This window comes from Labilithrix sp., assembly GCA_019637155.1.
In the GTDB taxonomy this organism is placed as follows: Bacteria; Myxococcota_A; Polyangia; order Polyangiales; family Polyangiaceae; genus Labilithrix.
This window is the reverse complement of sequence record JAHBWE010000010.1, coordinates 365,051-391,381: the sequence shown is the minus strand read 5'-3', so window position 1 is coordinate 391,381 and position 26,331 is coordinate 365,051. Positions and strand designations below refer to the sequence as shown.

The 26,331-nt window shown below is 73.4% G+C and carries 29 protein-coding genes; 14 read left to right on the top strand and 15 right to left on the bottom strand.

Annotation, left to right across the window (positions count from 1 at the left end; all coding sequences use genetic code 11):
• Positions 1 to 113 precede the first annotated feature (113 nt).
• Together KF837_23195 and KF837_23190 are read left to right on the top strand one after the other, a co-directional pair.
• Positions 114 to 1,571, top strand: a complete 1,458-nt coding sequence (locus KF837_23195) for a hypothetical protein (GenBank protein MBX3230247.1) — start codon at positions 114 to 116, stop codon at positions 1,569 to 1,571.
• Positions 1,571 to 2,332, top strand: a complete 762-nt coding sequence (locus tag KF837_23190; GenBank protein ID MBX3230246.1) for a hypothetical protein — start codon at positions 1,571 to 1,573, stop codon at positions 2,330 to 2,332. The genes KF837_23195 and KF837_23190 overlap by 1 nt, the downstream gene beginning before the upstream one ends.
• 12 nt (positions 2,333 to 2,344) lie before the next feature.
• Here KF837_23190 and KF837_23185 read toward each other — a convergent pair whose 3' ends face one another.
• From KF837_23185 to cysK, 8 genes are all read right to left on the bottom strand, one after another.
• A complete protein-coding gene (locus KF837_23185) occupies positions 2,345 to 3,979 on the bottom strand; it encodes a hypothetical protein (GenBank protein ID MBX3230245.1) in 1,635 nt (544 codons plus the stop codon).
• 85 nt (positions 3,980 to 4,064) lie between these two features.
• On the bottom strand, positions 4,065 to 5,366 hold the full coding sequence (locus KF837_23180; protein MBX3230244.1) for a hypothetical protein: 1,302 nt from the start codon (positions 5,364 to 5,366) through the stop codon (positions 4,065 to 4,067).
• A gap of 17 nt (positions 5,367 to 5,383) precedes the next feature.
• Positions 5,384 to 5,884, bottom strand: a complete 501-nt coding sequence (locus tag KF837_23175) for a Mov34/MPN/PAD-1 family protein (protein ID MBX3230243.1) — start codon at positions 5,882 to 5,884, stop codon at positions 5,384 to 5,386.
• A gap of 4 nt (positions 5,885 to 5,888) precedes the next feature.
• Positions 5,889 to 6,836 carry a cysteine synthase family protein gene (locus KF837_23170; protein MBX3230242.1) on the bottom strand — a complete coding sequence of 316 codons (948 nt, stop codon included), beginning with the start codon at positions 6,834 to 6,836 and terminating at the stop codon, positions 5,889 to 5,891.
• A complete protein-coding gene (locus KF837_23165; GenBank protein ID MBX3230241.1) occupies positions 6,833 to 7,114 on the bottom strand; it encodes a hypothetical protein in 282 nt (93 codons plus the stop codon). The genes KF837_23170 and KF837_23165 overlap by 4 nt, the downstream gene beginning before the upstream one ends.
• Before the next feature lie 5 nt (positions 7,115 to 7,119).
• Positions 7,120 to 7,392 carry a MoaD/ThiS family protein gene (locus tag KF837_23160; protein MBX3230240.1) on the bottom strand — a complete coding sequence of 91 codons (273 nt, stop codon included), beginning with the start codon at positions 7,390 to 7,392 and terminating at the stop codon, positions 7,120 to 7,122.
• Positions 7,377 to 8,099: a HesA/MoeB/ThiF family protein gene (locus KF837_23155; protein ID MBX3230239.1), complete on the bottom strand. Its 723-nt coding sequence runs from the start codon at positions 8,097 to 8,099 to the stop codon at positions 7,377 to 7,379. Before KF837_23155 ends, KF837_23160 begins: the two co-directional genes overlap by 16 nt.
• Complete coding sequence (gene cysK / locus KF837_23150) at positions 8,096 to 9,022, bottom strand: cysteine synthase A (protein MBX3230238.1); 927 nt, start codon at positions 9,020 to 9,022, stop codon at positions 8,096 to 8,098. Before cysK ends, KF837_23155 begins: the two co-directional genes overlap by 4 nt.
• A gap of 98 nt (positions 9,023 to 9,120) precedes the next feature.
• Between cysK and KF837_23145 the strand changes: the two genes are divergently transcribed.
• Positions 9,121 to 10,119: a dipeptidase gene (locus tag KF837_23145; GenBank protein ID MBX3230237.1), complete on the top strand. Its 999-nt coding sequence runs from the start codon at positions 9,121 to 9,123 to the stop codon at positions 10,117 to 10,119.
• On the top strand, positions 10,116 to 11,039 hold the full coding sequence (locus KF837_23140) for a DUF4178 domain-containing protein (protein MBX3230236.1): 924 nt from the start codon (positions 10,116 to 10,118) through the stop codon (positions 11,037 to 11,039). The genes KF837_23145 and KF837_23140 overlap by 4 nt, the downstream gene beginning before the upstream one ends.
• Before the next feature lie 2 nt (positions 11,040 to 11,041).
• On the opposite strand, the gene KF837_23135 is transcribed toward KF837_23140, so the two are convergent.
• Positions 11,042 to 11,479 carry a hypothetical protein gene (locus KF837_23135; GenBank protein ID MBX3230235.1) on the bottom strand — a complete coding sequence of 146 codons (438 nt, stop codon included), beginning with the start codon at positions 11,477 to 11,479 and terminating at the stop codon, positions 11,042 to 11,044.
• Between the two features lie 402 nt (positions 11,480 to 11,881).
• On the opposite strand from KF837_23135, the gene KF837_23130 reads away from it, so the two are divergent.
• Together KF837_23130 and KF837_23125 are read left to right on the top strand one after the other, a co-directional pair.
• A complete protein-coding gene (locus tag KF837_23130) occupies positions 11,882 to 13,168 on the top strand; it encodes an HlyC/CorC family transporter (GenBank protein MBX3230234.1) in 1,287 nt (428 codons plus the stop codon).
• 25 nt (positions 13,169 to 13,193) lie between these two features.
• A complete protein-coding gene (locus tag KF837_23125; protein MBX3230233.1) occupies positions 13,194 to 13,589 on the top strand; it encodes a hypothetical protein in 396 nt (131 codons plus the stop codon).
• Here the strand turns inward: KF837_23125 and KF837_23120 are convergent.
• On the bottom strand, positions 13,573 to 14,847 hold the full coding sequence (locus KF837_23120) for a hypothetical protein (GenBank protein MBX3230232.1): 1,275 nt from the start codon (positions 14,845 to 14,847) through the stop codon (positions 13,573 to 13,575). The two genes, KF837_23125 and KF837_23120, sit on opposite strands and share 17 nt — an antisense overlap.
• A 164-nt stretch (positions 14,848 to 15,011) precedes the next feature.
• Here KF837_23120 and KF837_23115 point away from each other — a divergent pair, with 164 nt between their 5' ends.
• The 7 genes from KF837_23115 (at position 15,012) to rpmB (ending at position 20,495) form a co-directional block, all read left to right on the top strand.
• The gene (locus tag KF837_23115) at positions 15,012 to 15,584 is read left to right on the top strand and encodes an aminodeoxychorismate/anthranilate synthase component II (protein MBX3230231.1); all 573 of its coding nucleotides are present in this window, start codon (positions 15,012 to 15,014) and stop codon (positions 15,582 to 15,584) included.
• A complete protein-coding gene (gene trpD, locus KF837_23110) occupies positions 15,581 to 16,594 on the top strand; it encodes an anthranilate phosphoribosyltransferase (GenBank protein MBX3230230.1) in 1,014 nt (337 codons plus the stop codon). The genes KF837_23115 and trpD overlap by 4 nt, the downstream gene beginning before the upstream one ends.
• A complete protein-coding gene (locus tag KF837_23105) occupies positions 16,591 to 17,373 on the top strand; it encodes an indole-3-glycerol-phosphate synthase (GenBank protein MBX3230229.1) in 783 nt (260 codons plus the stop codon). Before trpD ends, KF837_23105 begins: the two co-directional genes overlap by 4 nt.
• Before the next feature lie 4 nt (positions 17,374 to 17,377).
• On the top strand, positions 17,378 to 18,265 hold the full coding sequence (xerD, locus tag KF837_23100; GenBank protein ID MBX3230228.1) for a site-specific tyrosine recombinase XerD: 888 nt from the start codon (positions 17,378 to 17,380) through the stop codon (positions 18,263 to 18,265).
• 89 nt (positions 18,266 to 18,354) lie between these two features.
• Positions 18,355 to 19,113 carry an N-formylglutamate amidohydrolase gene (locus tag KF837_23095; GenBank protein ID MBX3230227.1) on the top strand — a complete coding sequence of 253 codons (759 nt, stop codon included), beginning with the start codon at positions 18,355 to 18,357 and terminating at the stop codon, positions 19,111 to 19,113.
• The gene (locus KF837_23090) at positions 19,110 to 20,228 is read left to right on the top strand and encodes a hypothetical protein (GenBank protein ID MBX3230226.1); all 1,119 of its coding nucleotides are present in this window, start codon (positions 19,110 to 19,112) and stop codon (positions 20,226 to 20,228) included. The genes KF837_23095 and KF837_23090 overlap by 4 nt, the downstream gene beginning before the upstream one ends.
• A 42-nt stretch (positions 20,229 to 20,270) precedes the next feature.
• On the top strand, positions 20,271 to 20,495 hold the full coding sequence (rpmB, locus tag KF837_23085) for a 50S ribosomal protein L28 (protein ID MBX3230225.1): 225 nt from the start codon (positions 20,271 to 20,273) through the stop codon (positions 20,493 to 20,495).
• Positions 20,496 to 20,562: 67 nt separating this feature from the next.
• Here rpmB and KF837_23080 read toward each other — a convergent pair whose 3' ends face one another.
• From KF837_23080 to KF837_23070, 3 genes are read right to left on the bottom strand one after another with little or no spacing between them, the layout of a single operon-like run.
• Positions 20,563 to 21,576: a hypothetical protein gene (locus tag KF837_23080; protein MBX3230224.1), complete on the bottom strand. Its 1,014-nt coding sequence runs from the start codon at positions 21,574 to 21,576 to the stop codon at positions 20,563 to 20,565.
• Positions 21,577 to 21,579: 3 nt separating this feature from the next.
• A complete protein-coding gene (locus KF837_23075) occupies positions 21,580 to 22,326 on the bottom strand; it encodes a DUF72 domain-containing protein (GenBank protein ID MBX3230223.1) in 747 nt (248 codons plus the stop codon).
• Positions 22,327 to 22,350: 24 nt separating this feature from the next.
• Positions 22,351 to 23,145, bottom strand: coding sequence for a lysophospholipid acyltransferase family protein (locus KF837_23070; GenBank protein MBX3230222.1), 795 nt, complete (start codon positions 23,143 to 23,145; stop codon positions 22,351 to 22,353).
• Between the two features lie 232 nt (positions 23,146 to 23,377).
• Here KF837_23070 and KF837_23065 point away from each other — a divergent pair, with 232 nt between their 5' ends.
• Positions 23,378 to 24,721 carry a hypothetical protein gene (locus tag KF837_23065; protein MBX3230221.1) on the top strand — a complete coding sequence of 448 codons (1,344 nt, stop codon included), beginning with the start codon at positions 23,378 to 23,380 and terminating at the stop codon, positions 24,719 to 24,721.
• Here KF837_23065 and KF837_23060 read toward each other — a convergent pair.
• Complete coding sequence (locus KF837_23060) at positions 24,675 to 25,043, bottom strand: DUF2809 domain-containing protein (GenBank protein MBX3230220.1); 369 nt, start codon at positions 25,041 to 25,043, stop codon at positions 24,675 to 24,677. The two genes, KF837_23065 and KF837_23060, sit on opposite strands and share 47 nt — an antisense overlap.
• A gap of 4 nt (positions 25,044 to 25,047) precedes the next feature.
• Positions 25,048 to 26,331, bottom strand: coding sequence for a sigma-70 family RNA polymerase sigma factor (locus KF837_23055; protein MBX3230219.1), 1,284 nt, complete (start codon positions 26,329 to 26,331; stop codon positions 25,048 to 25,050).

The following is a 26,331-nucleotide window of genomic DNA, read 5'->3' as shown; positions in this document are numbered from 1 at the left end:
GAGTCGTTCAGGTAGACGAATGGGGGCGCGGCAGGATGGCAGACCCCGAGAAGACCGCTGAGAAAACGTCGGAGAAGGAGCTGCCCGTCGCGGCCCCTTCCAAGCCCGCGTCCGTGAAGCACCTCCCGGTCGGCCCGCCGTCGGAGCCGTTCTTCGAGGCGCAGCGGAAGGCGGCCGAGAGCGCGCCCTCGCTCGACGAGCTCAAGGTGAAGGCCGAGGCCGAGCTCGCCGCGGCGGAGAAGGAAGCCGCCGCCCACGCCGCCGATCCCGTCGTGCGCGAGTCGGCGCGCGACGTCGCGGCCGGGCTCCCGAAGAGCAGCCCGCACCTCGAAGCCGCGGTCGCGAAGGTCACGTCGCAGCCGCCCGCGTCGACGCCGGCGGTCCCGGCGAAGCCGCCTGAGGACACGCGCCCGCTCGCAGCGTACGAGCTCGTCGCGCGATCGGCGCGGCTCGCGGACCTCGTCGCGCTCACGACCAGGATCGTCGGCGACGCGGCGCGCGCGCGCGCGAGCGACTGGGTCTTCACCTCCAAGGTGTCCGCCTCCGCCGGCGAGATGAAGCTCACGCGCGAGGACGCGGACACGCGCTTCGGCAACGCGCTCGACGTGCTCGGCACCGGCGGCGAAGGCGAGGCCGAGCGCGCGCTCGCCTGCGCGCTCTGGGCGCACGCGGTCGCGGAGTCGCCGCGAAAGGAGGCGGCCGACGAGGACCGCCTCGCCGGCGACATCCTCTGGCTCGCGACGCACAGCACGTTCGACGCGACGCCGTTGCTCGACCGCGCCCTCGGCGACGAGGCGGCCGACCTCTGGGTCGCGATCGCGGACCGCGTCCGCCGGATCGACGCCGGTCGCCCGGGCGCGATCGGACGCGGCGAGGCCGTCGTCGGCGCGGCCGCGCTCGCGGCGTCGGGGTCGGCGAAGGCCAAGGCGCTGTGCGAGTCGCTCGCGAAGGACCTCAAAGATCCCGTGCTGCTACGGGTGCTGGCGACCGGAGATCACGCGACACCGGAAGAGGTCCGGCTCGAAGGTGAGTGGTTGCCCGCACCGCGCGGGCTGGTGGCGACGACCTTGCTCGCGTTCACCGGGATCCTCTTCGCGCTGTATACTGCAAGGATGGTCGCGCGCTTCGCCCTCGCGTATCGGCGGCCGACGGAGATCTCGCTCTCCGAGTCCGGCGTGCGCGTGAAGACGCGCATCGAGATGCTCGGCCGCGTGCTCCGCGAGCGCGAGCACGTCATCCTCCGCTCCGGCCTCGTGCGCGTCGTGCGCGAGGTCCGCTTCCCGCGCGCCGCGTTCTACGCCGGCCTCCTCGCGCTCGCGATCGGCAGCTGGATCGGCGTGCGCACGTTCGTCGACGGCGTGCGCGCGGCCTCACCGTCGCTCCTCCTCGTCGGCCTCGCCGTCGTCGCGGTCGGCGTCGGTCTCGACTTCGTGCTCGGCTCCGTCCTCCCCGGCGCGCGCGGTCGCGTCCGCCTCGCCTTCGTCCCGCGGACGGGCGCCACCGTGTGCGTCGGCGACATCGACGCGCGTCGCGCCGACGACGCGCTCGCCCGCTCCCTCGGGCGGCGCTGATGCTACGGCGTGCGGCGCAGTTGGCCGCGCTCACGACGACGTTCGCGGCGTGCAACGCGCTGACCGGTGTCGGCGATCTCGCGGAGGACCCGTTCACCGAGGCGGGCAGCGACGCGCCCGCGCCGGTCCCGACGACGACCGCGACGGGGACCACGACGACGGAGCCGCCGCCTCCGCCGCCGCCCGACGACGGCGGCTCGGACGCGGTCGCGGACGTGGTGGCCGACACCGGCGCGGACACGGGGCCGGCCGACACCGGAGCCGATACGCAAGCGCCGGTCTGCACGCCGACCGCGACGCCGGTCCGCTACCCGCTCCAGACCGCGAGCGACGAGGTCGGGTCTCCGAGCTGGTCCGAGCGCAACGGCGCGCGCGCGCCGAACGACGACACGCGCGCCCACACGAACGGGGACAACCCGAACACGCTCTCGCTCCGGGTCTACGGCTTCGGGCTCCCCGCGAACGCGCGCATCCTGGGCCTGGTCGTCGAGATCCACCGGACGACGGACGGCCCGACGAGCGACTCCGCGGTCACGCTCTCGAAGGGCACCGCGAAGAACAACGGCCCGTGGCCGGAAGGTCCGCACGACGGACCCTACATCAAGACGACCTACGGCAGCGCGACCGATCTCTGGGGCACGACCTGGAGCGCGGACGACCTCAACTCGGCCTCGTTCAGCGTCAACCTGAAGACGACCGGCGACGGCGACGGCCACGTCGACGCGGTCGGCGTCATCGTCCACTACTGCTTGCCGCAGTAGGCGGTCGATGGGTCAACGCGCGCCGAGGCGCTCGCCGAGGACGGCGTCGAGGCGCCCCGCCGTCGCGCGCGCCTCGATGCGGAGCCCCAGCGCCGAGGCGCCCGCGCAGGCGCGCGCGCTCGCGGCGTTCTGGCCGTGCCCGCGATCGAGCTCCTCCCCGCTCCCCGCGTCGAAGATGCGGAGCTCGAGGCCGGTCCCCTCCCCCTCGACGCCCGCCGCGACGCGGAGGCAGGCGCCCGCCGGGATGTTTGCATCCTGCACGTAACGCTTCGCCGCGTCGAGGGAGGCGGCGCGCACGCGGCCGGGCGCGCCGTCGAACACGGGGCCGAAGCGGCCGAGCATGCGGGAGGCCGCGAGGGGGTGGGCGGCGAAGGCGGCGTCCTTCCAGCGCTCGGGGCGCAGCATCACGGCGTAGGGGCCGGGCCGCCCGCGCGTGCCGAGGTCGAGCCGCGCCTTGCCCTTGCCGCACGCGAACAGGGTCGCGCCGTCGGCGCCGTCGCCGCTCGCGAGCAGGTTGCCGGCGCCGTCCCAGATCGCGCCGTCGACGAGCGCGAGCGGGGCGCCCGCGACGACGTCGACGCGCGTGCAGGCGTTGGGATCGAGGTCGATCGGCAGCGTCGCGCGGCGCCCGAGCTGGAGCTGGCCGCTCTGCGTCGAGGTCGCCGCGCCGTAGCCGGCCTTCACGAGCGCCTTGTCGCGCGCGGTCTTCGCGGCGTCGAGCGGCTGGCCGGCGCTCGCCCACGCGACCTCGGGGCGCGCGGTCATCTCCTTCGGATCGCCCTTGCTCTTCGAGACGACGACCGCGACGAGGCCGCGCCCGACGTGCGGGCGCACCTGCATCGAGCCCGCGACGGGGGCCTGCGAGCACACCGTCACGCTGCGGATCGGGAGCGTCTCCTTCGCGCGGGCGACGAGGCGACCGTCGGCGTCGAGGACGTCCACGTCGACGACGGCGACGTCCTCGTCCGGCACCACGAGCGCGTCGGTGCAGCCGTTCTCTTCGATCGTGAAGCCGACGGTGGACACGGCGCGGGAGTCGACGGCGACGGCGACTCGGCGGAGCTCCTCCCACGTGCCGCCGAGCGCGGCGCGATGCTGGCGGACGCGATCGTCGAGGCCGGGCCAGGTCTCGGGCGATTTGGGCGACGCGCCGTGGGCGTTCGCGGCGCGCGCGACGGCGTCGGCCTTGTCGCGCGGGACGAGCTGGGCCGCGATCACGCAGAGCCCCTCTCCCGCCGCCGCGTGCGCCGCGACGTACACGCGGTCGGGGTGGGGCGGGCAGATCATCACGGTGGGCTTCGGGTCCGGGCCTTCGTCGACCGCGACCGGATTGCCCTCCTCCGCGAAGGCGGCGAGGTCGATGTCCTCGAGCGAGGCCGACGAGCGCGCGTACGCGAGGAGGCACGCGTCCTTGGGGATCTCGACGAACGCGCCGACGCGCTCGCCCTCCGCCATCGGCGATGACGCGACGATCGCGAGCGCGCCGGCGCCGAGCTGCGACGCGCGGGCGGGGAGATCGCCGAGGAGCGGCCTCGCCTCGAGCGGCCCCGCGACCACGCGCGGCGGCTCGCGGTACGGTTCGACCGGCGGCCGCGCGACCGGCCGCGCGCACGCGGAGAGGACGAGGAGCACGAGCGCCCGCTTCATCGGCCGCCTCGCTTCATCGCGGCGCCTCCAGCCCGGTCCGTCGCGCGCTTCATCGCGGCGCCTCCAGCCCGGTCCGTCGCGCGCGTCATCGGCCCGCCTCCCATTGCGCGCTCTGTACGCGGAAGAGGGCGAGGCCCCACGCGACGCCGGTGCCGCGCGCGAGGACCTCGAGCCGCGCCGATTCGTTCGCGCGGACGCAGAACGCGCCGAGGGCCGCCTCCTCCGTCGCGCCGCGCTCGTCGGTCGACTCGCGCGCGCCCACGATCGCGCGGAGCTGGAGCTGACGCGCGTGCCCGCGCGCGACGCCGACGACGGCGACGTAACAGCCGCCCGTCTCGACCGCGAGCGGGATCGGCGTCGACCCGGTCGAGCCCTGCGTCATGAACACGGGAGCGTCGGGCGGCGTCGCGACGTGGCGGAGGAACATCGCGCGCGCCATCTTGCTCCGGGTCGCTGCGCCCCAGAGCGAGGGCAGCTTCTCGGGGAGCGGCCACGTCGCGCGGTTGACGAGGACCTCGGCGTGGGGCGGCGAGCCGACGAACACGAGCGTCACCGTCGTCTTGCTGCCCACGCACGTCTCGAGACGCGCGTCGGGGGCCTCGGTGCGGTCGCGCGCGAGGACGCGCTCGGAGTCGCGGAGCTCGGCGTCGACGTCGAGGCGGAAGCGACGGCCGGGGCGCTCGCGCCCGAGCTCCTTCCCGAACACCTCGATGCGATGGCACCCCGCCTCGAGCTCGAGGTCGGACTCGCCGGTCCCCTCGTCGCCGGCGCGGACCTTCGCGCGCGCGCCGCTCGTCGCGCCGTCGCGCCGGGCGCGGACCTCGGCCGCGTCCGCCCGCACCGCGGGATCGCCCAGCGCCGGGAGCGCCCCCGCCTCCGGCGGCGCCGGCACCGCGCCGCCCGCGCGCTCGGGGAGGAGCGTCGCGAGGGCCGGGAGCGGCCTGCCTCCGCGGCCGACGACGACCTCGAGGCTCCCGCGCCCCGCCTCGGCCGTGACGACGACGTGGCGCACGGCGGGGCGGTCGGGATCGCAGCGCCGTAGCGCGAGCATGCCCGCCGCGCTCGCGGCGCGCGCGTTCGGCTCGGGCGGCAGGAGCGGATCGACCGGCGCGTCGGAGAGGCGCGCGCGGAAGCTCAGGCCTCGCGCGCCGACGACGGCGATCTCCGTGCACTCGGAGGCGCCTTCGGCGGCGGGGATCGGGATGACGACGGTCTCCTCGTCGAAGATGAAGCGCGACGGCAGCGAGGTCACGCGCGCGCCCGCGCTCTTCCACTCGCTCTCGACGCGCGCGGCGACGGTCCGCGCGCCGGCGTGCTCGATCGGATCGGCGGCGGCGGCCGCCCGCGGCAAGGCGAGCGCGAGCGCGAGGGCAAGGGCGCGACGCATGCCGCAAGAACGTAGCACTACGCGATCGTCAGGTTCGTTTCGACGAACCGCTTCGCGGCCGGATCCCAGATGAAGAGCTTGCGATCGTCGACCGCCCCCGCGCGGACCGACGTGACGAGGTACGCGAGGTCGTAGGCCGGCGCTTCGCCGCCCATCGTCGCGGCCGCGGCGTCGGTGTCCGAGAAGTACGCGCCGACGTCGAGGTGCGAGTGATAGAGGACCTTCACCGGCCTCCCGTTCGTCGCTCCGGCGCGGACGGCGCGCTCGAACTTGAGCGGATCGACGTCGAAGTACATGCGCCCGGTGCGCGGGTAGGTCTCGGGATCGAGCGCGTGGAGCTTGTTCGCGCGGTTCTCGAGCGGGACGACCTCGTCGACGCCGAGCGGGTCGTCCTCCGGTCCGAGCAGGAGGCCGCAGCTCTCTTCGTCGCGGGCGTAGGCCGCGCGCGCCTCCTCGTCGACCTTGTCGATGACGGCCTGCGCGATGCGGAGGTTGCCCTGGATCCAAGGGTTCTTCATCGAGTCACCAGACGTACTTCTTCTCCCACCGGAGCGGCGAGAAATAGCGGTCGCCGCGATCGGGCACGATGACGACGACGCAGCCGGGCTGGCCTTCCTGCTGCAGCCGCTCCGCGATCTTCACCGCGCAGAATACGTTCGCGCCGGCGGAGTGCCCGACGTGGAGGCCCTCTTCGCGCGCGAGGGCGTCGGCCATGTCCCAGCCGTCTTCGGTCGTCACGTGCACCGTCTCGTCGTGCACGGCGCGGTCGTAGATGGCGGGGACGAGGCTCGACGCCATGTGCTTCAGGCCCTCGAGCCCGTGGAGCGGCGAGTCGGGCTCGACCGCGACGCAGCGGATGGGACGATGGTGCTCCTTGAGCCGCCGCGCGGTCCCCATCATCGTGCCGCTCGTGCCGAGGCCGGCGACGAAGTGGGTGATGCTGTCGCCGACGTCGCGCAAGATCTCGGCGCCGGTGCCGTGGTAGTGCGCGAGCGGGTTCCCCGGGTTCGCGTACTGGTCGGGGTAAAACCACTTCTCCGGGTCTTCGTCGACGATCTTCTTCGCGAGGACGATCGCGCCGTCGGAGCCCTCGAGCGGGTCCGAGTAGATGATCTCGGTGCCGAACGCGCGCGCGATGTCTTTACGCGCTTTCGATACGTTCGACGGCATCACCAGTTTTACCGGAATGCCGAGCGCGGCGCCGAAGAGCGAATACGCGACGCCGGTGTTGCCGCTCGTGGAGTCGATGAGGGTCTTGCCCTTCGTGAGGCGCCCGTCCGCGAGCGCGTCCTGGATCATCCGCAGCGCGGCGCGGTCCTTCACGCTGCCGCCCGGGTTTTCGAACTCGAGCTTCGCGTAGACCGGCACGTCCGGCGCGTTCTTCGTCACGACGCGGAGGCGGAGGAGCGGCGTGTCGCCGACCGCCTCGGTGACGGACTCCATCCGGCGCGTGCGAAGCCAGCCGCTCATCCTTCGTCCCGAACGGCGCGGCGGAGGACGAGGAGCGCGGCGTAGGCGCCGGCCGCGACGTCGCGCGCGGCGTCGTGGCGGAGGCCGAGGTCCGGGATCGCGGCCGCGGCGGGCGCGTCTTCGACCTGCGCGCCCGCCGCGCGGAGGTAGCGCTCCTCGATCGCGCGCGCGAAGCCGTGCGTCGCGAGGCCCGTCCGCGTGGCCTCGATGCGCGCCTGGCCCGCCGCGCCGACGTCGGCGAGCCGGACCTGCCGGCCGTAGCGACCTGCGTGCGTCACGCGGCTCAGCCCCCCGCGATCGCAGGGATGATGCTGATCTGGTCGCCGGCCTTGAGCTCGGTCGCGAGGCCGCCGCTGAAGCGCACGTCCTCCTCGCCGACGTAGATGTTGATGAAGCGGCGGACGCCCTTGTCGTCGAGGAGGCGGTCCTTGAAGCCGGGGTGCTTCTTGTCGAGGTCGGCGATGACGTCGCCGACGGTCGCGCCGTCGGCGCTCACTTCGTCGGCGCCGCCGGTCAACGTCCTCAGGGCGGCGGGGATCCTCACGATGGTAGGCATGCGTTCACTCCTTCGACGTAGCGCGTCGGTTGGATGTCGGTGATGCGCTCGGCGTCGCCGCAGAGCGGACAGTCGGGGCGGCGGCCGATGCGGCGGCGCCGGTGGGCGAGGGATTTCCCGTCGAACGTGAAGAGCTCGCCGCCGGCGTCTTCCCCCGCGAGGAGGCGGAGCGCCAGGTCGGCCTGCGCCGCCGCGACGACGCCGACGACGGGGCCGATGACGCCGGCCTCGGCGCAGTTCGGGGCGTCCTCGAGCGGGACGTCCTCGAAGAGGCAGCGGTAGCAAGGCCGCGCTTCGGCCCCGACCGCGAGCGCGGTGCCGTGCCAGCGCACCGCGGCGGCGTGGACGACGGGCCGCCGCGCGATCCGGCACGCGTCCGCGGTCAGGAACTTCGTCGCGAAGTTGTCGCTGCCCTCGACGACGAGGTCGTAGCGGCGCACGAGCTCGACCGCGTTGTGCGGGAGGAGCCTCGTCTCGTGGCGCTCGACGTCCGCGCCGTCGGCTCCGAGGCGCTCCGCGGCGACATCGACTTTGGACTTTCCCACGTCTTCGTCGGAAAAGAGGATCTGGCGATGGAGGTTCGTGACGTCGACGGCGTCGTCGTCCGCGATGCCGAGCGTGCCCACGCCGGCGCGCGCGAGCGCCATCGCGGCGGGGCAGCCGAGCCCTCCGATCCCGACGACGAGCACGCGGCTCCTCCCGCTCATTCGGGGAAGTACTCCTCGAGGCTGAAGTAGCGCTCGCCGGTGTCGGGGAGGATCGTCACGACGTTCTTCTCGGGGTCGCCGAGCTCGCGCGCGACGCGCATCGCGACCGCGACCGCGGCGCCGGCGCTGATGCCGACGAGGAGGCCTTCTTTCCTCGCGAGCAGCGTCTTCGTCCGCCACGCGTCCTCGTCGGTCACGGTGCGCACCTCGGTCACCGCGCTCGGGTGGTAGTTGCGCGGGACGAAGCCCGCCGCGAGGCCCTGGATCTTGGTCGGGCCGCGCTCGCCGCGCGAGATCGTCGCGCACGCGTCGGGCTCGACCGCGACGACGCGCACCTGCGGGAAGCACTTCGTGAGCTCGGGGCCGACGCCGGAGACGGTGCCGCCGGTGCCGACGCCGGCGACGAACGCGTCGATCGTGAGGCCGCTCATCGCCTGGAGGATCTCGAACGCGGTCGTCCGCGCGTGCACGCTCGGGTTCGCGGCGCTCTCGAACTGCTGGGGCATGAACGCGCCCGGCGTCTCTGCGACGATCTCCTTCGCCCGCGCGATCGCGCCTTCCATCTGGTCTTCGGCGGGCGTCAGCACGATCTCGGCGCCGTAGGCCTCGAGCAGCTGCCGCCGTTCGAGGCTCATGCTCTCGGGCATCGTGAGGATGCAGCGGTACCCCTTCACCGCGCACACGAGCGCGAGGCCGATGCCGGTGTTGCCGCTCGTCGGCTCGACGATCGGCCCCGGCTTCGAGACGAGCCCGCGCGCCTCGGCGTCCTCGATCATCGCGCGGCAGATGCGGTCCTTCACGCTGCCGCCCGGGTTGAGGTTCTCCATCTTCGCCCAGACCGCGGCGCGCGGCTCGGCGTCGAGGCCGTCGCCCCACGCGCCGCGGAGGCGCACGAGCGGCGTCTGGCCGACGAGGTCGAGCATCGACTGGGCGATCACCCCTCGTTTTTATGCGTACGGACGGGCGGCGCCAAGCACGTTGGGCTTGCCCATCGCATAGGACGGCTGCACGCTGGTGGGCGATGCAGGGCTCCGACGCCGCCCGCTCGCTCCACGACGAGCATCCTGCGATCGACCTGCACGCCGACACGCTGATGTGGTCGCGCTGGATCGGCTACGACATGCACAAGGCGCACGAGCCGCCGCTCCCGTTCGCCGCCCTCGGCGGCCACGTCGACCTCCCGCGCATGCGCGAGGGCGGCATGGGCGCCCAGTTCTTCGGGCTCGTCTCGCTCCCGCTCGCGGACCGCCCGCGCGGGATGGCGCGCACGTGCATGGAGCAGATCGACGCGCTCGATCGGCAGATCGCGCATCGACCGGGGGCGATGCGCCTCGTCAAGACGGCGGCCGAGATCCAGGAGTGCAACGAGGACGGCGTCATCGCCGCGCTCCTGGGGATCGAGGGCGCGCACGCGCTCGAGGGCGACCTCGACAACGTGGGCGTCTTCGCGCGCCGCGGCGTCCGCTACATCGGGTTCCTCCACTTCAGCTCGAACGAGGCGGGCTTCCCGGCCTACGGGCGCGGCCAGCGCGACGAGGGGCTCACGCGCTGGGGCCACCAGCTCGTCGAGCGCTGCGAGGCGGAGGGCGTGATCGTGGACCTCGCGCACATCAACAAGCGAGGCTTCATCGACGCCTGCCGCGTCGCGCACAAGCCCCCGATCGTGAGCCACACCGGCGTGCTCGGCGCGTTCGAGCACTGGCGCAACGTGGACGACGCGCAGCTCCGCGCGGTCGCGGACAAGGGCGGCGTCGTCGGGGTCATCTTCTGCCCGCGCTTCGTCGGGGGCGACGGGCTCGAGCCGGTCGTGAAGCACCTGAAGCACATCGTCGACGTCGTCGGCGAGGACGCGCCCGCGCTCGGGAGCGACTGGGACGGCTTCATCATCCCGACCAAGCCGCTCAAGGACCCGCGCGGCCTCCCGCTGCTCACGGACGCGCTCCTCGAAGCGGGCTTCTCGCGCCGCGCGGTCGGCAAGATCCTGCGCGACAACGCGCTGCGCGTCCTCGCCGAAGCATGACGCACGACCTCACGGCCGACCTCGCGGCGACGAGCATCCTCACCCTCGGCGCGAAGGGCACGCTCGAAGGCCGGCCGTTCGAGCTCACCGGCCGTCGCTGCTTCCGCGGGCGGCGCGGGAACCTCTGGAACGAGTGGACGCTCTCGGACGTCCCGTGTTTCCTCTCGGAGGCGGCGGGCTCGTTCACGCTCTTCCGCGAGGGCTCGCTCGTGTCGGCCGCGGACGCGCTCCTCCCCGGCGATCGCCTGCCGTGGATCGTCGTCGAGCGCGGGACCGCGACGCGGCTCGCGGACTGGGGCGAGGTCGAGCCGCCGCCCGAGCCGTACGACTTCCTCGACCTCTGCGAGGTCGCCCCCGCGCCGCGGCGCGCCTCGGTCGCGCAGGGCCGCACGTTCCTCGGCCGCGCGATCGACCCGCGCGCGCTGGGCCTCGCGCTCGCGCCACATCCACCCCGCCTCGTCGCGGTCCCCGACGTCTCGCCGCCGAGCGGGATCGAGCCGTGGCTCGTCCCCGGCGATCGCGGCGCTCTCGACGGCGTCGAGTACACGGTCCTCGGCCTCGTCGCGCGCGTCAACGAGGAGGGCGAACGGTGGCAGGAGTACTGCATGTACAGTGCAGGCATCGGCCTGCGCTGGCTCGTGGCGGGGGCGGACGGCCGCTGGTCTTACGTCGCGCCGGTGGAGGCGGGGACGATCGCGGAGGACCTGACGGACCCGCCGTTCTTCACGAAGCTCGAGTGGGCGAGCGGCGAGCTCCCCTGGCGCGCCGAGCGCGGCGAGCTCACGTGGCAACAGGAGCATGGCGACCTCACGCTAGAACGCGTCCTCGGCACCGAGCTCTCCTGGTCCCGCGCGACCCCCCTCCCCTCCAACACCATCGCCCGAGCCTTCGACAAACGCGCGCTCCCGCGCCCCCGGTGACGTCAGCGCTCCACGTGGAAGCCGCGCGCCTCGAGGCGGCGTTGGAGGGTGCCGGCGTCGTCGCCGTGGAGCTCGATGCGGACGTGTCCGTCGTCGGCGTGCACGGTGACGACGGTGCCGGCGTGGGGGCCGGCGCCGAGCTCCATCTGCACCGAGCCGCGCCGGCGATCGCCCGCCCACGCGATGCGCTTCACGAGCTGCGGGAGGAGCTCCTCCATCGACACGCGCGCGCGCGGCGCGATCTCGTCGGCCGCTGCGACCGGCGCCGCCGCGACCGGCGTGAACGCCGGCGGCGCGAGCTGCGCGAAGCGGCGCGTGTCCGGATCGAGCGGGTCCGCCTCCGGCGGCCTCCGCTTCCCGTCATCGACGAGGAGATCCGCATCTTTCGCGTCCTTCGGGGCAGCGACCTTCGGCGCGGCGACCTTCGGCGCGGCCCCCATCTCCGGACCCTTCTTCGGCGCCGGCCCGCTCCGAGCCGGGCAAGCCTTCATCGTCTTGGCAAAAAGCTGCGCGAAAGGATTCGAAATGACGTTTGAAATCGGCCTCGAAGCAGGCGTCTTGGTCACAGGGCGAGCTCGAGCGGATGTTCGGGTCGGAGGCGCGGACATGGCCACCACCTTCGACCGAGCGCCCGCCAGGTTGCGCCCAATCCGATGCGGCACCCCGCCCAGCTCGTCACCGGGGCCGCTCCAGCGGCGCGCAGCGCCCCCGTCTTCGGGGGCCCTGGTGACGAGCGGGGGTGTCGGGGGCGCAGCCCCTGACCGGGAAAGATTGAAGCGGTGGACCCCTCGGGCTACCGTCTCTCCCGTCTGGGGACACCTGTGCTCCCTGGGCACGACGATTTGGCGCCCCCCCTCGGACCGATAGCTCTGGCCGTCACCGCGGCCGCCGTCGGCTCGCTCTTCGCCGCTGCGGATGCGGCGCTGACCTCGCTGCCCGAGGCGCGCCTGCAGACCCTCGTCGAGGACAAGGACCCGGCGTTCACGCGCTACGCGGAGTCGCGGCTCCGCCTCCTCTCGCGCTGGCTCGTCGTCCGCGTCACCGCGATCAGCCTCGCCGCGGTCGTCCTCGCCGACACCTTCAACCCGTTCGCGCGGCCCGCGATCTCCGCGCTCGTCGCGGTCGTCGTCTCGGTCCTCACCTACGCGACGTTCGCCGAGATCTTCGGGACGATCGCGCGCCGCCGCCCGGAGGAGGTCGGCCGCCTCGCGCTGCGACTCCTGAAGCCGTTCGAGCTCGTCGTCCTCCCCGTCGCCGAGCCGCTCGCGATGCTCGCCCGCTTCGTCGGCACGAAGGTCCCCGACGCGCCGACCAACGCCGACGCGCGGCTCACCGAGACGGAGGTGGAGTGGATCGTCGCCCAGGGCGAGAAGGCGGGCGCGCTCGAGAAAGAGCCGGCGACGATGATCCGCAACGTGCTCGACTTCAAGAACCTGATGGCACGCGAGGTCATGGTCCCGCGCCGGCACATGTCCACGATCCACATCGACCTCTCGCTCGACCAGGTGCTCGAGCACGTCATCAAGGACGGCCACTCGCGCTACCCCGTCTACCGCGACACGCCCGACAACGTGATCGGCCTCCTCTACGTGAAGGACCTGTTCGACGTCGTCCGCGCGGGCATGCTCACCGCGAAGAAGCTCGACGACCTCATCCGGAAGCCGGTCCTCTTCGTGACCGAGGGGCAGGGCGCGCTCAGCGTGCTGCGGGAGATGCGGAGCCGCCGCCTCCACCTCGCGATCGTCACCGACGAGTTCGGCGGCACCGGCGGCCTCGTGACGCTCGAGGACATCATCGAGGAGATCGTCGGCGACATCCGCGACGAGTACGACACGGACGAGGCGAACATCACGAAGCTCGCCGACGGCCGCTTCGTCGCCGACGCGGCGATGCCGATCGAGGAGCTCGAGAAGGCGATCGGGACCAAGCTCCCCGAGGAGGGCGACTTCGAGTCGATCGGCGGCCTCGTCGTCCACCGCGTCGGCCGCGTGCCCGAGGTCGGGGCGACGGTGCAGCTCGACGGGTACAAGCTGATCGTGCGCGAGGCGAACGAGACGCACGTGATGAAGGTCGAGATCGTCCGCGCCGAGCCCGAGCTCGCCCCTCCCGCCGAGACCTCCGCGCCATGAGCGAGGACCCCACGAGCGAGGACCCGTGAGCGGCGACCGTATCCCCGCGCCGAAGGCGAGCCGGCCCGCGGTCGGCGTGCGCGCGCGCACCGCCGCGACGCCGCTCTCCGCCGCCGACATCGACTCCGCGAGGCTCGTCGTGCTCTCGGAGGCCGACGCGTCGTCGCTCGAGTCCGCCGTCGCCGCGCTCCCCGATCCGGACGAGCTCGATCCCGGGAGCCTGGTCGTCATCCCGGCCCAGGTCGAGGAGCCGAAGTCGCTCGCGCGGAGCGTCCTCGCCGTGTTCGGGCGCGCGAAGACGGTCGCGCGCACGCGACGTTGCACCGCCCTCGTCGCGCGCGGCTACGTCGAGGTCGGCGCCGCGGTGAGCGACGACGGCGACCTCGCGTGGGGCCGCGCCCCTTCTACTGAACCTTGTTGAGACCGGTGACGAGCCGGTCGGCGCGCTCGAGGAGGCCCGGCTTGGGCTCCACCACCGAGCCGCCCTCGGGCCCCTGGACGGGCTGCTCGCCGCGGATCGCGTTGATCATGTTCGTGAGCTGACTGACGAGCTGGCCGATCTGGCCCGACGTCTCGCTCGGCATCGCCGCCTCGATCGAGCGCGGCACGACGTACGCCGCGCCGGGCTTGTCGAAGCTGGTCGCCTTCGGGGCGGTGACGCCGCCCTTGCTGATCGGATCGATCGCCGTGAACTCGGCCGGCATGTTCGCGGTGAGCTCGATCGGCGTCTTGAGCGGGGCGAGCACCGCGTACGGGTTCTTCGCGCCGTCCCGGTTGAGGAGGACGATGAAGGTGACCTGCGGCGGCTTGTTCGCGGCCGCGTTCGCGAGCTGCTCCGTCATCGGCTTCTGCAGCTTCGTGAGGAGGCCGATGAGCGCGTTCCGGCGGTCGTTGAGCGACTGGACGCCGGTGATGTACTCGATGAGGCCCGACGTCGTCTCGGTGCTGAACCCGCTGAAGCGGACGCCGGCGAGCTTCGATCCGTCGAAGTCGACGTTGAGGGCGCCGAGCTCCTTCGCGAGCGTGTCGGGGAACTTCTTGTCGCGCCCGAGCGTGTTGCGGCCCGCCTCGACCTTGTCCGCGATCGTCTTCAGCGTCTCGCGCGACGTGTTCACGTCGGCGGCGAGCGACTTCGCGTGCGCGGTGGACTGCGTGCGGCCCTTGTTCGTCTCTTGCGCGCCGCCGGCGATGTAGCCGACCGCGCCGAGCACGACGCCGACGACGAGGCCGGCGACGAGGCCCTGCTTCCGCGCGCCCTTCCGCGCCTCCTGCACCGTGAGCTCGTCGACCTCGATGCGCTGCGGCTGCGGCGGCGGCACCGACTTCGCGCGCGCCGGATGCGCCGGCGCCATCGCGGCGGCGAGCGGGTTCGAAGGGTCGAGCTTGATGCCCGGAGCCTGGAACGCGGGTGGCGGACCGACGGGGATGCCGGGCGGAACCGGCAGGCCTCCCCCGACGCGCGGCGCGGTGGGTGTCGGCGCGGGGATCCCGGCCGGTCCGGGCCCGAGGTTTGCGGTCGTCTGACCGATGCCCGCCGCGACGCCGCCGGGGACGGGCGCCGGCACGGGCATGCCGCCGGGCATACCGCCGGCTTGGGGCGGCGGCGGCGTGGCTCCGCCGGCGGCACCTTTGCCGAGACGTGCCTTGAGATCGATCTTCGGCTTCTTTTCGTCGGCCATCGAGCCCCCAGGGAGGGATGTGAAAGCGCGCGTCACGATAATCTTTTTTCCTCCCGCTCCGCAACTAAGGAGGAGCCGGCCGGTTGGACGCGCGACGGACGTTCCACTTTGGACGGACTCTCGCCACAGGCGAAAGTTTCAACAAGTGTACAATTCAGGCCCGGATGAGGGTGCTCGTCATCGACAACTACGACTCGTTCACCTTCAACCTGGTCCAGTACCTGGGCGAGCTCGGGGCCGAGTCGAGGGTGGTGAAGAACGACGAGGTCGACGCGGCGGCCGTCGCGGCGGCGGCGGTGGACGGGGTCCTCGTCTCCCCCGGGCCGTGCACGCCGTCCGACGCCGGTGTGTCCCTCGCCGCGATCACGCACGCGAAGGTCCCGCTCTTCGGCGTGTGCCTCGGCCACCAGTCGATCGGCCAGGCCTTCGGCGGCAAGGTGGTCCGCGCCGAGCGCCTGATGCACGGGCGCACGTCGCCGATCCTCCACGAGGGCAAGGGCGTCTTCGCGGGCCTCCCCTCGCCCTTCGAGGCGACGCGTTATCACTCCCTCCTCGTCGAGCGGAGCTCCCTCCCCGACTGCCTCGAGGTCACGGCCTGGACGGCGGAGGGCGAGATCATGGGCCTCGCGCACAAGACGCAGCCGATCGAGGGCGTGCAGTTCCACCCCGAGAGCGTCCTGACTACGCACGGCAAGCAGCTCGTCGCGAACTGGGTCGCCCGGCTCGCGCGCGCATGACGACCTTCGCCGAGACCTTCGCGCTGATCGAGCGCGGCGCGCTGGGCCCGGCCGAGGTCCGCGCCGCCTTCGCGGCGATCCTAGCGGGCGCGTGGACCCCGGTGCAGATCGGCGCCTTCGCGACGGCGCTCCGCCTCCGCGGCGAGGGCGCCGACGTCATCGTCGCCGCCGCCGAGGCGCTCCGCGAGGTGATGACCCCGGTCGCGCACGAGCACGAGGTCGTCCTCGACACGTGCGGCACCGGCGGCGACGGCGCGCACACGATCAACGTCTCCACCGGCGCGGCCGTCGTCGTCGCGGCGTGCGGCGTGCGCGTCGCGAAGCACGGCAACCGCTCCGTCTCGAGCCGCTGCGGGAGCGCGGACGTGCTCGAGGCGCTCGGCATCCCGACCGATCTCGCGCCCGAGCGGCAGGCGGCGGTCCTCCGCGACGCCGGCATCGCGTTCCTGATGGCGCCGGCGCACCACCCCGCCCTCCGCCACGCCGCCGCCGCGCGTCGCGAGCTCGGCGTCCGCACGATCTTCAACGCGCTGGGCCCGCTCGTGAACCCCGCTCGCGCGACGCACCAGCTCGTCGGCGTCTACGACGACGCGCTCCGCCCGGTCGTCGCCGCCGCGCTCGGCCGCCTCGGCGTCACGCGCGCGTGGGCGGTGCGGAGCGAGGACGGCCTCGACGAGGTCTCCCCCGCCGCCCCGACGCGCGTGAGCGTCCTCGACGGCGGAGCGGTCGAGGAGCGCGTCGTCACGCCGGCGGACTTCGGCGTCGAGCCGGTCGATCTCCGCGCCCTCGGCGGCGGCGACGCGGCCGAGAACGCGAAGGCGCTCGAGGCGATCCTCTCCGGCGCGGCGCACCCGGCCGCCGGCGCGGTCGTCCTCAACGCGGCGGCGGCCCTCGTCGTCGCGACCGGCGCGAAGCCGCGCGACGCGACGGACGAGGCGCGCACCGCGATCCACGAGGGCCGCGCGCGCGAGAAGCTCGAGGCGTGGCGAGCCGCGGTCCGGAGCCCATGAGCGGCGTGCTCGAGGCGATCCTCGCGCAGAAGGCCGTCGAGATCGCGGAGCTGCGCGCGCGCGAGCCGCGAGCCCGCGCGGAGCCGCGCGGCGCGGAGGTGCTCGCGCGCCTGCGGCGTGCGCCCGGCGAGCCGCTGCGGCTCGTCACCGAGATCAAGCGGCGGAGCCCGAGCGCCGGCGCGCTCTCCACCGCCCTCACCGTCGCCGCGCGCGCGCGCGTCTACGCCGCCGGCGGCGCGGCGATGATCTCCGTCCTCGCCGACGCGAAGTTCTTCGACGGCGGGTGGCCTTTCGTCGCCGAGACGCGCGCCGCCGCGCCGGACGCGCTCGTCCTCGCGAAGGAGTTCGTCCTCGACGAGCGGCAGATCGACGAGGCCGCGGCGTGCGGCGCGGACGCGGTGCTCTTGATCGTGCGCATCGTCTCGCCGCCGCGCCTCGCCGCGCTCGTCCGCCACGCCCGCGCGCGCGGGCTCGAGCCGCTCGTCGAGATCGTCGACGAGCCCGAGCTCGCCGCCGCGCTCGCGGCGGACGCGACCGTGATCGGCGTCAACGCGCGCGACCTCGACACGCTGCAGATGGACGCCGCGCGCGCCGAGCGCGTGCTCGCCCAGATACCTGCAAAATGCATCAAGCTGCACCTCTCCGGCCTGAAGGACGCCGCCGGCGTGGCGGCGGTGGCGCGGAGCGGGGTCGACGCGGCGCTCATCGGAGAGGCCTTGATGCGGCTCGACGATCCGGCGCCGCTTCTTCGCGCGATGCGGGGCGCGACGGTAAGCTGAGCGCGTGGACGTCCTCTCGTGGATCGACGCGTACCTCGACCACCTCCGGGTCGAGCGCGCGCTCGCGCGGAACACGCTGGAGGCCTACGCGCGCGACCTCGGCGAGCTCGCGAAGCACGTCGACGGCGAGGGCGACCCGAAGGCGATCGATCCGGCGCAGGTGCTCGACTTCGTCCTCGCCGCCAGCCGGCGCGGGAAATCGGCGCGCTCGAGCGCGCGGCAGCTCTCCGCGGTGCGCGGCTTCTTCAAGTTCCTCGTCCGCGAGAAGGCGATCGCGGCCGATCCGAGCGAGCTCGTCGAGCGGCCGAAGCTCGGGCGGAAGCTCCCGCGCGTGCTCTCGTACGACGAGGTCGACCGCCTCCTCGCCGCGCCACCGAACGACAGCCCGAAGGGGATCCGCGACAGCGCGATGATCCACCTCATGTACGCCTCCGGCCTCCGCGTCTCGGAGCTGTGCGGCCTCGCCCTCGGCGAGCTCGATCGGCGCGTCGGCACCGTCTCGCCGCTGGGCAAGGGCGGCAAGCGGCGCGTGGTGCCGGTGGGCCAGGTGGCGCTCGAGCGCATCGAGCGGTACCTCGAGCTCGTTCGCCCGCTCAACAAGGGCGCGACGAAGGACAAACACCTCTTCCTCTCGCCGCGGGGGACGCGCCTCACCCGGCAAGGCCTCTGGAAGCTCCTCAAGGCGTACGCCCGCGCGTGCGGGATCGTCACGCCGATCTCCCCGCACAAGCTCCGTCACTCCTTCGCGACCCACCTCCTCCGCGGAGGCGCCGACCTCCGCGCGGTGCAGGCGATGCTCGGGCACGCCGACCTCGGGACGACCGAGATCTACACGCGCGTGGCGCAAGATCACGTCCGCGCCGCCTTCGAACGCGCGCACCCGCGCGCCTGACCCGCAGCAGTGATAGCGTCATCATCAGCGTGAAGACGCCGTTCGAAGTCATCGAACCGACCGTGGAGGAGACTCCCGTCATCGTCGAGATCCCGCACGCGGGACTCACGCTCGACGGCGTCGCCCTCGCCACGCTCGCCGCCCCCGCCCGCTCGATCGGGCGCGACGCCGACCTCTGGGTCGACGAGCTCTACCAAGACGCCCCCACCCGCGGCGCGACCACGCTCGTCGCGCGCACCTCGCGCTACCTCGTCGACCTCAACCGGAGCGAGAAGGACGTCGACTCCGAGTCGGTCGAGGGCGCGCCGGCCAACGCGCGCGCGACGCGCGGCATCGTGTGGCGCCTCACGAGCGAGGGCTTCCGCGTCCTCGACGCCCCGCTCTCGCGCCGCGAGCTCGATCGGCGCCTCGAGGCGTACTACCGGCCCTACCACCGGACGCTCGCCGATCTCATCGATCGCAAGCGCGCCCGCTTCGGCCACGCCGTCGTCGTCGCGGCGCACTCGATGCCGAGCATGGGCCGCGGGCCGAACGGCGACGCGCCGACCGCCCGCGCCGACGTCGTCCCCGGCACGCGCGGACGCACGAGCGCCGCCCCCTCTTTCATCGAGGTGGTCGACCGCCACGCGCGGGCGTCGGGCTTCTCCGTCGCGCACGACGATCCCTACCAGGGCGGCTACACGACGGCGTACTACGGCCGGCCGTCGGCCGACGTCCACGTCGTCCAGGTGGAGCTCGCGCGCCGGCTCTACATGGATGAGGTGTCGCTCCAGAAGACGGCCGGCTTCGAGCGCGTCCGCGCCTTCTGCCGCGAGCTCGTCGCGCAGCTTGGAGGATTGAAAGCATGAGCCGTCTCCTCCCTCTCGTCCTCGGCGCCTTCGCCCTCGCCGCTTGCGGTCTCCTCACGGACCTCGACGGCTTCACCGGCGGCTCCGGCGCCGATGCCGGTCCTCCCGACGCGACCGGCGACGCGCCCGACCCGGGCGGGCCGATCGCCGACGGCGGCGACGGCGACGCGGTGGACGCCGAGGCCGGGCCGGCGACACCGCCCGCGCCGCCCACGCTCGTCGTCGCGGGCGGCTACGACTCGATCGGCGACAAGGACCTCGACACGGTCTACAGCGCCGTCCTCCATGCCGACGGCGGTCTCGGTCCGTGGCGGCCGGGCCCGACGCTCCCGAGGCCAGCCAAGCTGTACACGCGCCTCGCCGCCGTGGGCGACACGTTCTTCGTCCTGGACCCGGCGCAGGTCGTGAGCTCGAAGCGCACCGACGACGGCGTCGGCTCGCTCACGATCGAGGCGACGCACCCCGATCAATACAACGCGTGCGCCGCGGCGATGGGCGATACCCTCCTCGTCACGGGTGGCGTGAGCGATGGCGTTCCCACCGCGAAAGTGCGCGCCGCGCGGCGCGGCTCGCCGCTCGAGTGGAAGGACGCGACGTCGTTGCCGGTGGAGCGTCAGCTCCATGGGTGCGCCGCGAGCGCGGGCTTCGCGTACGTCGTCGGCGGCAAGAACAAGGACGGCCAGCATCAGGACTCCGTGTTCATGGCGCGGCGCGGCGAGAACGGCGTCCTCGGCGCGTGGACGGCGACGACGCCTCTCCCCGCCACCAACTACTGGCCGCGCGCGGTCGTCATGGGGAATTTCCTCTACGTCGTCGGCGCCGACTGGGACGCGCCGATCGCGCGCGCGGCGGTGATCTTCGCGCCGATCGGGCAGGACGGCACGCTCGGTTCGTGGAAGCTCACCACGCCGCTCCCGAAGTACGTGAGCACGGCGGCCGTGGCCGCGCACGGAACCCGCATCGTCATCGCGGGCGGCTGGGATGACAAGTCCTTGACAGACGTGCTCATCGCCACGGCCGATCCGGCGACTGGTGACCTGTCCGGCTGGACGCCGGTGACGCCGCTCCCCGTCGGGGCGAGCGAGCTTGGGGGCGCCTTCGTCGCCCCGCCGTAGCGCTTGACACTGTGCGCCTTTTCAGCCATTTTGCGCGCCGTTATGGCGAAGAGCGACATCACCGGTAAGCGCAAGCTCAAGGCGCAGAACGTCTCGCACTCCAACATCAAGACGAAGCGCTGGCAGAACGTGAACATCCAGCAGCGCCGCGTCTGGGTGCCCGAGCTCAACCGCTTCGTCTCGCTCAAGCTGACGACGCGCGACATCCGCACGATCGACAAGATCGGCGTCCTCGCGTACGCGAAGCGCCACGGCGTCAAGCTCTAGCCGCGCCCCCGCCGCCCTTTCGAAGCCGCGTCCGAGACGCGGCTTTTGGCGTTTGTGCGACCCAGCCTTAGCTTCGGAGGATCGAGGCGGTCTGGTTGGCGTGGGTCAGGGCGACGAGGCGGGCTTCGCCGTGGGCGTCGATGACGCGGCGCTCGAGGTAGCCCTCGATCGCCTGCGCGAGCATGTCGTAGGCGTCGGACGCGCCGTAGGAAGCGAACGCGATCTCCGGGGCCGCGCCGGCGATCATCGCGATGGGGGCGGCGGCGGGGCGGACGTCGCCCGGCTTCACGCGCGTCTCGCCGCGGCGGACGGGCTCCGCGAAGAACGGCGCGCGGAGGCCGAGCTCCTCCAGGTAGCGGCCGTCGGTCGCCTCGTCCCAGCACGCGAGCGCGAACGTCGCGTTCCGGTCCACCGCCGCGACGGCGCGCACGCGGGCGACGTCGACCTCGCCCGCCGGCGCCGCGAGCCTCCGGTCCTCGACGTGCGCCCACGGCACCGTGACGATGCCGGCGTCGCCGCGCGCGACGCGGATCGCCTTCTGCACGTCGGGCTGCGCCGAAGCGAGGTCCTCCGGCGTGAGGAGGCCGCCGTTCGTGCGCCCGAACGCGTAGACGAGCTCGCCGCCGAGCGCCTTGTCCTCGAAGGCGCGCTGGCCGCGGCTCTGGATGCGCGCGAGGACGTCGGCGCGCGCGGTCCCCTTCGCGAGCGCGACCGCCGGCGCGACGACGGCGTGGAAGGTCGCGCTCCCCATCGTCGCGAGGGCGACCGACATCGCGGCCGGGAGCCAGGGCACGCCGACGCGGGCCGCGTCCGGGATCTCCTCCGCCGATTGGAAGCCGCGCGGACGCGGCGCGCCGAGGCCCGGCTGGCGCACGCGCCCGTCGACCGCGAGGAGCCCCGCGCCCGCGCCGCCGACGAGGAGCTGCACCGGACCGAGCAGCGTGCCGGGCGAGAGCGCGCACGCCGCGAAGACGCCGGCGATGACCGCGTCCACCGCGTTGCCCTTGCCGAGGAGCTCGTTCGTGACCGCCTCGACCTCCGGCGACGGACCGACCGCTGCGCGAGCCTTCCTGAGCGCCATTCGCTATTCCTCGTCGTCGTCGTCGTCGTCGTCGCGAGCCGCGGCGCCGCGCGGGCGGATCAGGCGGCCCATCCCGCCTCGAGTCTTCGAGCCCGCCGCGCGGACCAGCGCCCGGAGCGTCTTGGCTTCCTTGAGCGCGCCGTCGGTCTCGATCACGACGTACGCGTCGCGCCGCTCGCCGATCGCGCGCGCGACCTTCTCGAGCGCGGCGGTGCTGTAGGCGCGGGTTTGACCGAGCGCGCGGAGGCGGCAGAAGGCGACCGGGCCGACCGGCACGACGTCGCGCACCGGATCGCACGCGAGGACGACGCCCCATTGCTTGGCCTGCACCGCCGCGTCTTCGTGCTCCCAGAGGCCGCTCGGCTCCCAGACCACAGTCGACGCGTCGCGCGGGATGCGCTCGAGCAGCTTCGCGACGCGGTCGCGCGAGACCTTCGACGGCGTCACGTCGCTGTGGGTCGGGAGGACGATGACGCGCGACTCGAGCACCTTCGCCGTCGCGAGCATCGCCTCGAGCTCCGCCTCGAGCGCGTCGGAGGCCTTCACCTTTCCGACGGCGGGGCCGGCGACGACGACGAAGTCGAAGTGCGGCGGCACGCTCTTGCGCCACTTCTTGAGCGTGGCGGACAGAGGCGCGCGCTTCAGCGTCGCGGCGCTCTCGCCCTTGATCTCGAGCAGGTCGAAGCGCTTCGCGTAGGCCGTGAGCGCACCGCGCAGCTCTTTCGTTCCGATGTGAAGGCGCGTCGCCATGGCGAAAGGGCGGCGACCATATCACTAGCCGTTGCCGAACTGGAACCACTGCGTCGGATGCGCGCGAAGGAACCGGGTCATCGCGGCGGCGACCGTCGCCGCCGCGCGGTCGACGTCGGCCTCCGGCGCGCGCCGCGCGATCCATTGCGGCTCGAACGCCTCGACGAGGTACGAGCGATGCCCGCGCCGCGCGCAGAAGACCGGGAGGACCGGCGCGCCCGACGCCGCCGCGAGCCGGAACGGCCCCTCCGGCAGCTCCCCCTCCCTCCCGAGCAGCGGCACGCGGCGGGTCCTCATGCCGGGCACGACGCGATCGAGCTGGAGCGCGACCACGCCGCCGCCGCGGAGGTGGCGGAGGAGCGGGAGCGAGGCGAGCGGATCGTCGCCCACGCGCGCGATCTTCACGCCGCTCCGGCGCCGCGCCTCGTCCTGGATGTCGCCCGCGCGCGCGTCGGGCTCGGCGTGGGTGACGAGCACGAGGTCGAGCTGGAAGTCGGCGCCGAGGAGCGGCCCGACGATGTCCCATCCCGCCGTGTGCGCGGTGACGAGCACGACCCCGCGCCGCGCCGCGATCGCCGCGCGGACGTGGCGTTCGCCGTGGATCAGCGCGCGCGGGCGCTTCGGTCCGCCCGGCGCCTCGTTCGAGAGCACCTCCGCGACGCACGACGCGAACGTCCCGAACGTCGCGAGCACGTCCCGCGCGTCGCGGAGCGGCGACGTCGGACCACGCACGCGATGGAGGTTCGCGCGCACCGATCGCCGCGCGGACGGGACGATCGCCGCCATCGCCCAGCCGATGAAGGGCGGACCGTGACGCAGCCACCACTCGGGGCCGCTCGACCCCCAGCGCGCGGCCTTGCGCCAGAACTCCCGCTCGTGCGGGGCGGCGCGATCATGCGTTCGCTCGGTCTCCACGCGCGAGCCTCCAGTTTGCGCCGGCTTCGAGCGCGGGCACAGACGCGCGGTGCACTTTTTTAGAAAAACCAATGATTATCGAGAAATAGAACGGCTCGAGGCCGCGGCGCGCCGATCGGATAGGCTCCGACGGCCGATGATGATGCGACCGCGCTCCGGGCTCGCCGTCCTCGCGGTCGCGACCGCGCTCGGGACCACGTTCGCTTTCATCAACGCGCGTCTCTTCGCGCGCGCAGCGGAGCAAGGGCACTACGAGCTCGCGACGAAGGTCGCCTCCGTCCTCCACTGGCTGTGGTGGGGCCTCGTCATCCTCTCGGCTCTCGGCGCGGTCGCGGCCGCAGGGACGTGGGCGCGCACGGCGGGGCGCGTGGCGGCGGGGGCGTTCGCGGCGAACCTCGTCGCGCGCGGTCTGCAGGAGATCGCGATCCACCGCATGCGCACGACCGGAGACTTCGAGTCGTCCTTCCTGCGCGTCGCCGGCAGCGCGGGCATGGTGGCGCGCGGAGCGGCGTTCGGCGCGCTCGTGTTGATCATGCTCGCCGCCGGTCGCGCGGCCCGCGCGCGCGCTCCGTCGCTCGTCGGCGCGGTCGCGGCTGGTCTGCTCGCCGTCCTCGACCTGCTCGCCGCGGTCGAGTGGCTCGTGCGCGCCGACTCTGCGACCTACAACGCGATCTGGACGGGGCTCAGCCGCGTCGCCTCGCTCGCGTTCGTGGTCGGCGCGGGATGGCTCGCGGTCGCGATCGGGCGCGCGACGCCGGAGGAGCCGGGCGCGCCGGCGTCCGACTCGCGGCTCGGACGGGAGTGGCGGACGGTGGCGGACGGCATCACCCTCTACCTCGGCGCGGTGGCCGTCCGTGTCCTGTGCGCCCTCGCGTCGTACGGCGCGCTCGCCGAAGCGAAGTCCATGGCGGGCTCCTACGGAGCGCTCCGCGGCGTCGGCGACTCGATCGTCGGCATCGCGTTCGTGAGCGCCATCGCGACGTTCGCGGCGATCGGCGGACTCGTGATGATCGGCCGCGCGCCCGCGCCGTCCGCGGACACGCGCATGTACACGTCGGGCGCGAGCGTCTGCCTGGTCTTCGCGCTGCTCCTCGACGCCGCCGGCACGAGCCTGACGGCGAAGGCGCTCGGCGGCAGCCTCTCCGCCGCCTTCACCGCGATGGACGCGCTCCCCATCTTCGCCGCGGTGAGCACTGGCCTCGGCGTCATCACGGCGAGCTGCATCCTCCTCGCGCTCGCCCGCATCGCGGACGACCTGACGCTGAGCGCCGTCGCCGCCCGCGCCCGCCAGGCGGTGCGGGTGGCGGTCATCGCGGGCAGCGCCGGCACGCTGCTCCAGCTCGCGATGAAGGCGATCCCGAGCGAGCTCTTCATCATGGGCGCGCTCGTCGTCGCGCCGGCGCTCCTCTTCGCCGCGATCCAGCTCCTTCGCGTCATGCTCGCCGTCGGCGGCGCGATTCGAGCGCGCACAGCGCCGTGACCGCGAGCGCGCCGGCGACGTAACACGCGACGTCGTGCCAGGCGAACGTCGTCCCGAGGACGAAGCGAAAGAAGCGCGGCAGCTTCCCCGCGACGCCGGTGAGCTGGAACACCTCGAGCGCGAAGCAGATCGCGAACGCCGCGAGGCCGACCGCGCGCGGGCCGAGCCCGGGCCGCGCGGCGAGCACGAGGAAGCCGATCATCACCGCGTAGATCGCGTCGCCGAAGCTCTTGTCCCAGAGCGCGAGCCCGATCGGCGCCCTCCGCGAGAGGAGCCCGAGCCCGATCGAGAGGGCCGCGCCGGCGATCGCGAACCGACGCACGCCGTCACTCCGTCAGGCACTCGCGGAGCGAGGCCTTCGCGCGGTGCAGGAGCACGTCGACGTAGCCGCGGGTGATGCCGAGCTCCGCCGCGACGTCTTCGCCCGCGCGCTCCTCGAGGAGGCGCAGCATCACGACCGAGCGCTGCGTCCCGCACAGGCGCTCGACGCACGCGTGGAGGCGGACGTGCTCCTCGGCCGCGGCGACGAGGTCCTCCGGCGAGGCTGCCTCCGACGCCGTGTCGTGCTCGGCCTCGTGCGGTCGCGCGACGTGGTGGCGGCGGCGGCGGTTCCGCGCCGTGTTCCGCGCGATGGTGGTGACGTACGGGAGCCACTCCGCCGCCCGGACCGGCGCGTCGCCGCGATGGAGGAGCTGGAGGTGGGTCGCGAAGGCCTCTTGCGCGCACTCGACCGCGTCCTCGGCGGAGAGCCCCTCGCGCCGGGCGGCGGAGACGACGTCGCCGCGATGCGCACGGATGAAATCGGTCAGGGCGTCGAGGGGTTCCATGGCTCGCACGAGGCAGAGGTGCCAGGCTCCTCCGATCTTACAGCGCGCTTTCATGAAAGATGCCGCTCGCTCGCGACCTGTCTCGGCATGAGCAAGATCCCTTTCGTCACGGCAGAGTCCTTCGAGCGTGAGGTCCTCCGGTCCCCGGTCCCTGTCCTCCTCGACTTCGGGGCGGCGTGGTGCGGCCCCTGCCGCGTGCTCGAACCGATCGTCGAGAAGCTCGCCGCGCGGGAGGGCGCCCGCGTGAAGGTCCTCGCGATCGACGCCGACGCCGACGCCGCGATCGCCTCGAGGTACCGCGTCCGCGCGCTCCCCACCGTCATCACGTTCGTCGGCGGCGAGGAGCACAAGCGGCACACCGGCACCGCGAGCCTCGACACGCTCGCCGCGCTGCTCCCGACCTGACGCTCCCATCGTACGGGTGGGAGCGACGAGGGCGGCCTCGTCGTGCGGCGTGCCCGGCGCGAGCACGAGGTAGGCGACGATGTCGTCCTCGCCGAGCTCCGACGGCACGCCGACGACGGCGGCCTCGACGACGCCGGGGTACGCCGCGAGCACGTCCTCGATCTCCGCCGCCGCGATGTTCTCGCCGCGGCGGCGGAGCATGTCCTTCTTCCGCGAGACGAACGTGAAGACGCCGTCTTCTTCACGGACGACGTCGCCGGTGTGGAGCCAGCCTTCGTCGTCGATCGCGGCCGCGGTCTGCGCGGGATCGCGGAAGTAGCCCGCCATGATCGCGGGGTTCCGGAGCCACGTAGGGATCGTCTCCGGGAACGCGGTCAC

What these genes read in the sequence shown, in the direction of transcription:
- KF837_23120 (MBX3230232.1), bottom strand. Translation starts at nt 14,847, where the DNA reads ATGGCCGACGAAAAGAAGCCGAAGATCGATCTCAAGGCACGTCTCGGC.
- cysK (MBX3230238.1), bottom strand. Translation starts at nt 9,022, where the DNA reads ATGCTCGACCTCGTCGGCCAGACGCCGCTCGTGCGCCTCCGCGGCGCG.
- KF837_23160 (MBX3230240.1), bottom strand. Translation starts at nt 7,392, where the DNA reads ATGCCTACCATCGTGAGGATCCCCGCCGCCCTGAGGACGTTGACCGGC.
- KF837_23135 (MBX3230235.1), bottom strand. Translation starts at nt 11,479, where the DNA reads ATGGGGGCCGCGCCGAAGGTCGCCGCGCCGAAGGTCGCTGCCCCGAAG.
- trpD (MBX3230230.1), top strand. Translation starts at nt 15,581, where the DNA reads ATGACGACCTTCGCCGAGACCTTCGCGCTGATCGAGCGCGGCGCGCTG.
- KF837_23075 (MBX3230223.1), bottom strand. Translation starts at nt 22,326, where the DNA reads ATGGCGACGCGCCTTCACATCGGAACGAAAGAGCTGCGCGGTGCGCTC.
- KF837_23190 (MBX3230246.1), top strand. Translation starts at nt 1,571, where the DNA reads ATGCTACGGCGTGCGGCGCAGTTGGCCGCGCTCACGACGACGTTCGCG.
- KF837_23180 (MBX3230244.1), bottom strand. Translation starts at nt 5,366, where the DNA reads ATGCGTCGCGCCCTTGCCCTCGCGCTCGCGCTCGCCTTGCCGCGGGCG.
- KF837_23115 (MBX3230231.1), top strand. Translation starts at nt 15,012, where the DNA reads ATGAGGGTGCTCGTCATCGACAACTACGACTCGTTCACCTTCAACCTG.
- KF837_23065 (MBX3230221.1), top strand. Translation starts at nt 23,378, where the DNA reads ATGATGATGCGACCGCGCTCCGGGCTCGCCGTCCTCGCGGTCGCGACC.
- KF837_23175 (MBX3230243.1), bottom strand. Translation starts at nt 5,884, where the DNA reads ATGAAGAACCCTTGGATCCAGGGCAACCTCCGCATCGCGCAGGCCGTC.
- KF837_23105 (MBX3230229.1), top strand. Translation starts at nt 16,591, where the DNA reads ATGAGCGGCGTGCTCGAGGCGATCCTCGCGCAGAAGGCCGTCGAGATC.
- rpmB (MBX3230225.1), top strand. Translation starts at nt 20,271, where the DNA reads ATGGCGAAGAGCGACATCACCGGTAAGCGCAAGCTCAAGGCGCAGAAC.
- KF837_23155 (MBX3230239.1), bottom strand. Translation starts at nt 8,099, where the DNA reads ATGAGCGGGAGGAGCCGCGTGCTCGTCGTCGGGATCGGAGGGCTCGGC.
- KF837_23145 (MBX3230237.1), top strand. Translation starts at nt 9,121, where the DNA reads ATGCAGGGCTCCGACGCCGCCCGCTCGCTCCACGACGAGCATCCTGCG.
- KF837_23080 (MBX3230224.1), bottom strand. Translation starts at nt 21,576, where the DNA reads ATGGCGCTCAGGAAGGCTCGCGCAGCGGTCGGTCCGTCGCCGGAGGTC.
- KF837_23170 (MBX3230242.1), bottom strand. Translation starts at nt 6,836, where the DNA reads ATGAGCGGCTGGCTTCGCACGCGCCGGATGGAGTCCGTCACCGAGGCG.
- KF837_23185 (MBX3230245.1), bottom strand. Translation starts at nt 3,979, where the DNA reads ATGAAGCGGGCGCTCGTGCTCCTCGTCCTCTCCGCGTGCGCGCGGCCG.
- KF837_23090 (MBX3230226.1), top strand. Translation starts at nt 19,110, where the DNA reads ATGAGCCGTCTCCTCCCTCTCGTCCTCGGCGCCTTCGCCCTCGCCGCT.
- KF837_23140 (MBX3230236.1), top strand. Translation starts at nt 10,116, where the DNA reads ATGACGCACGACCTCACGGCCGACCTCGCGGCGACGAGCATCCTCACC.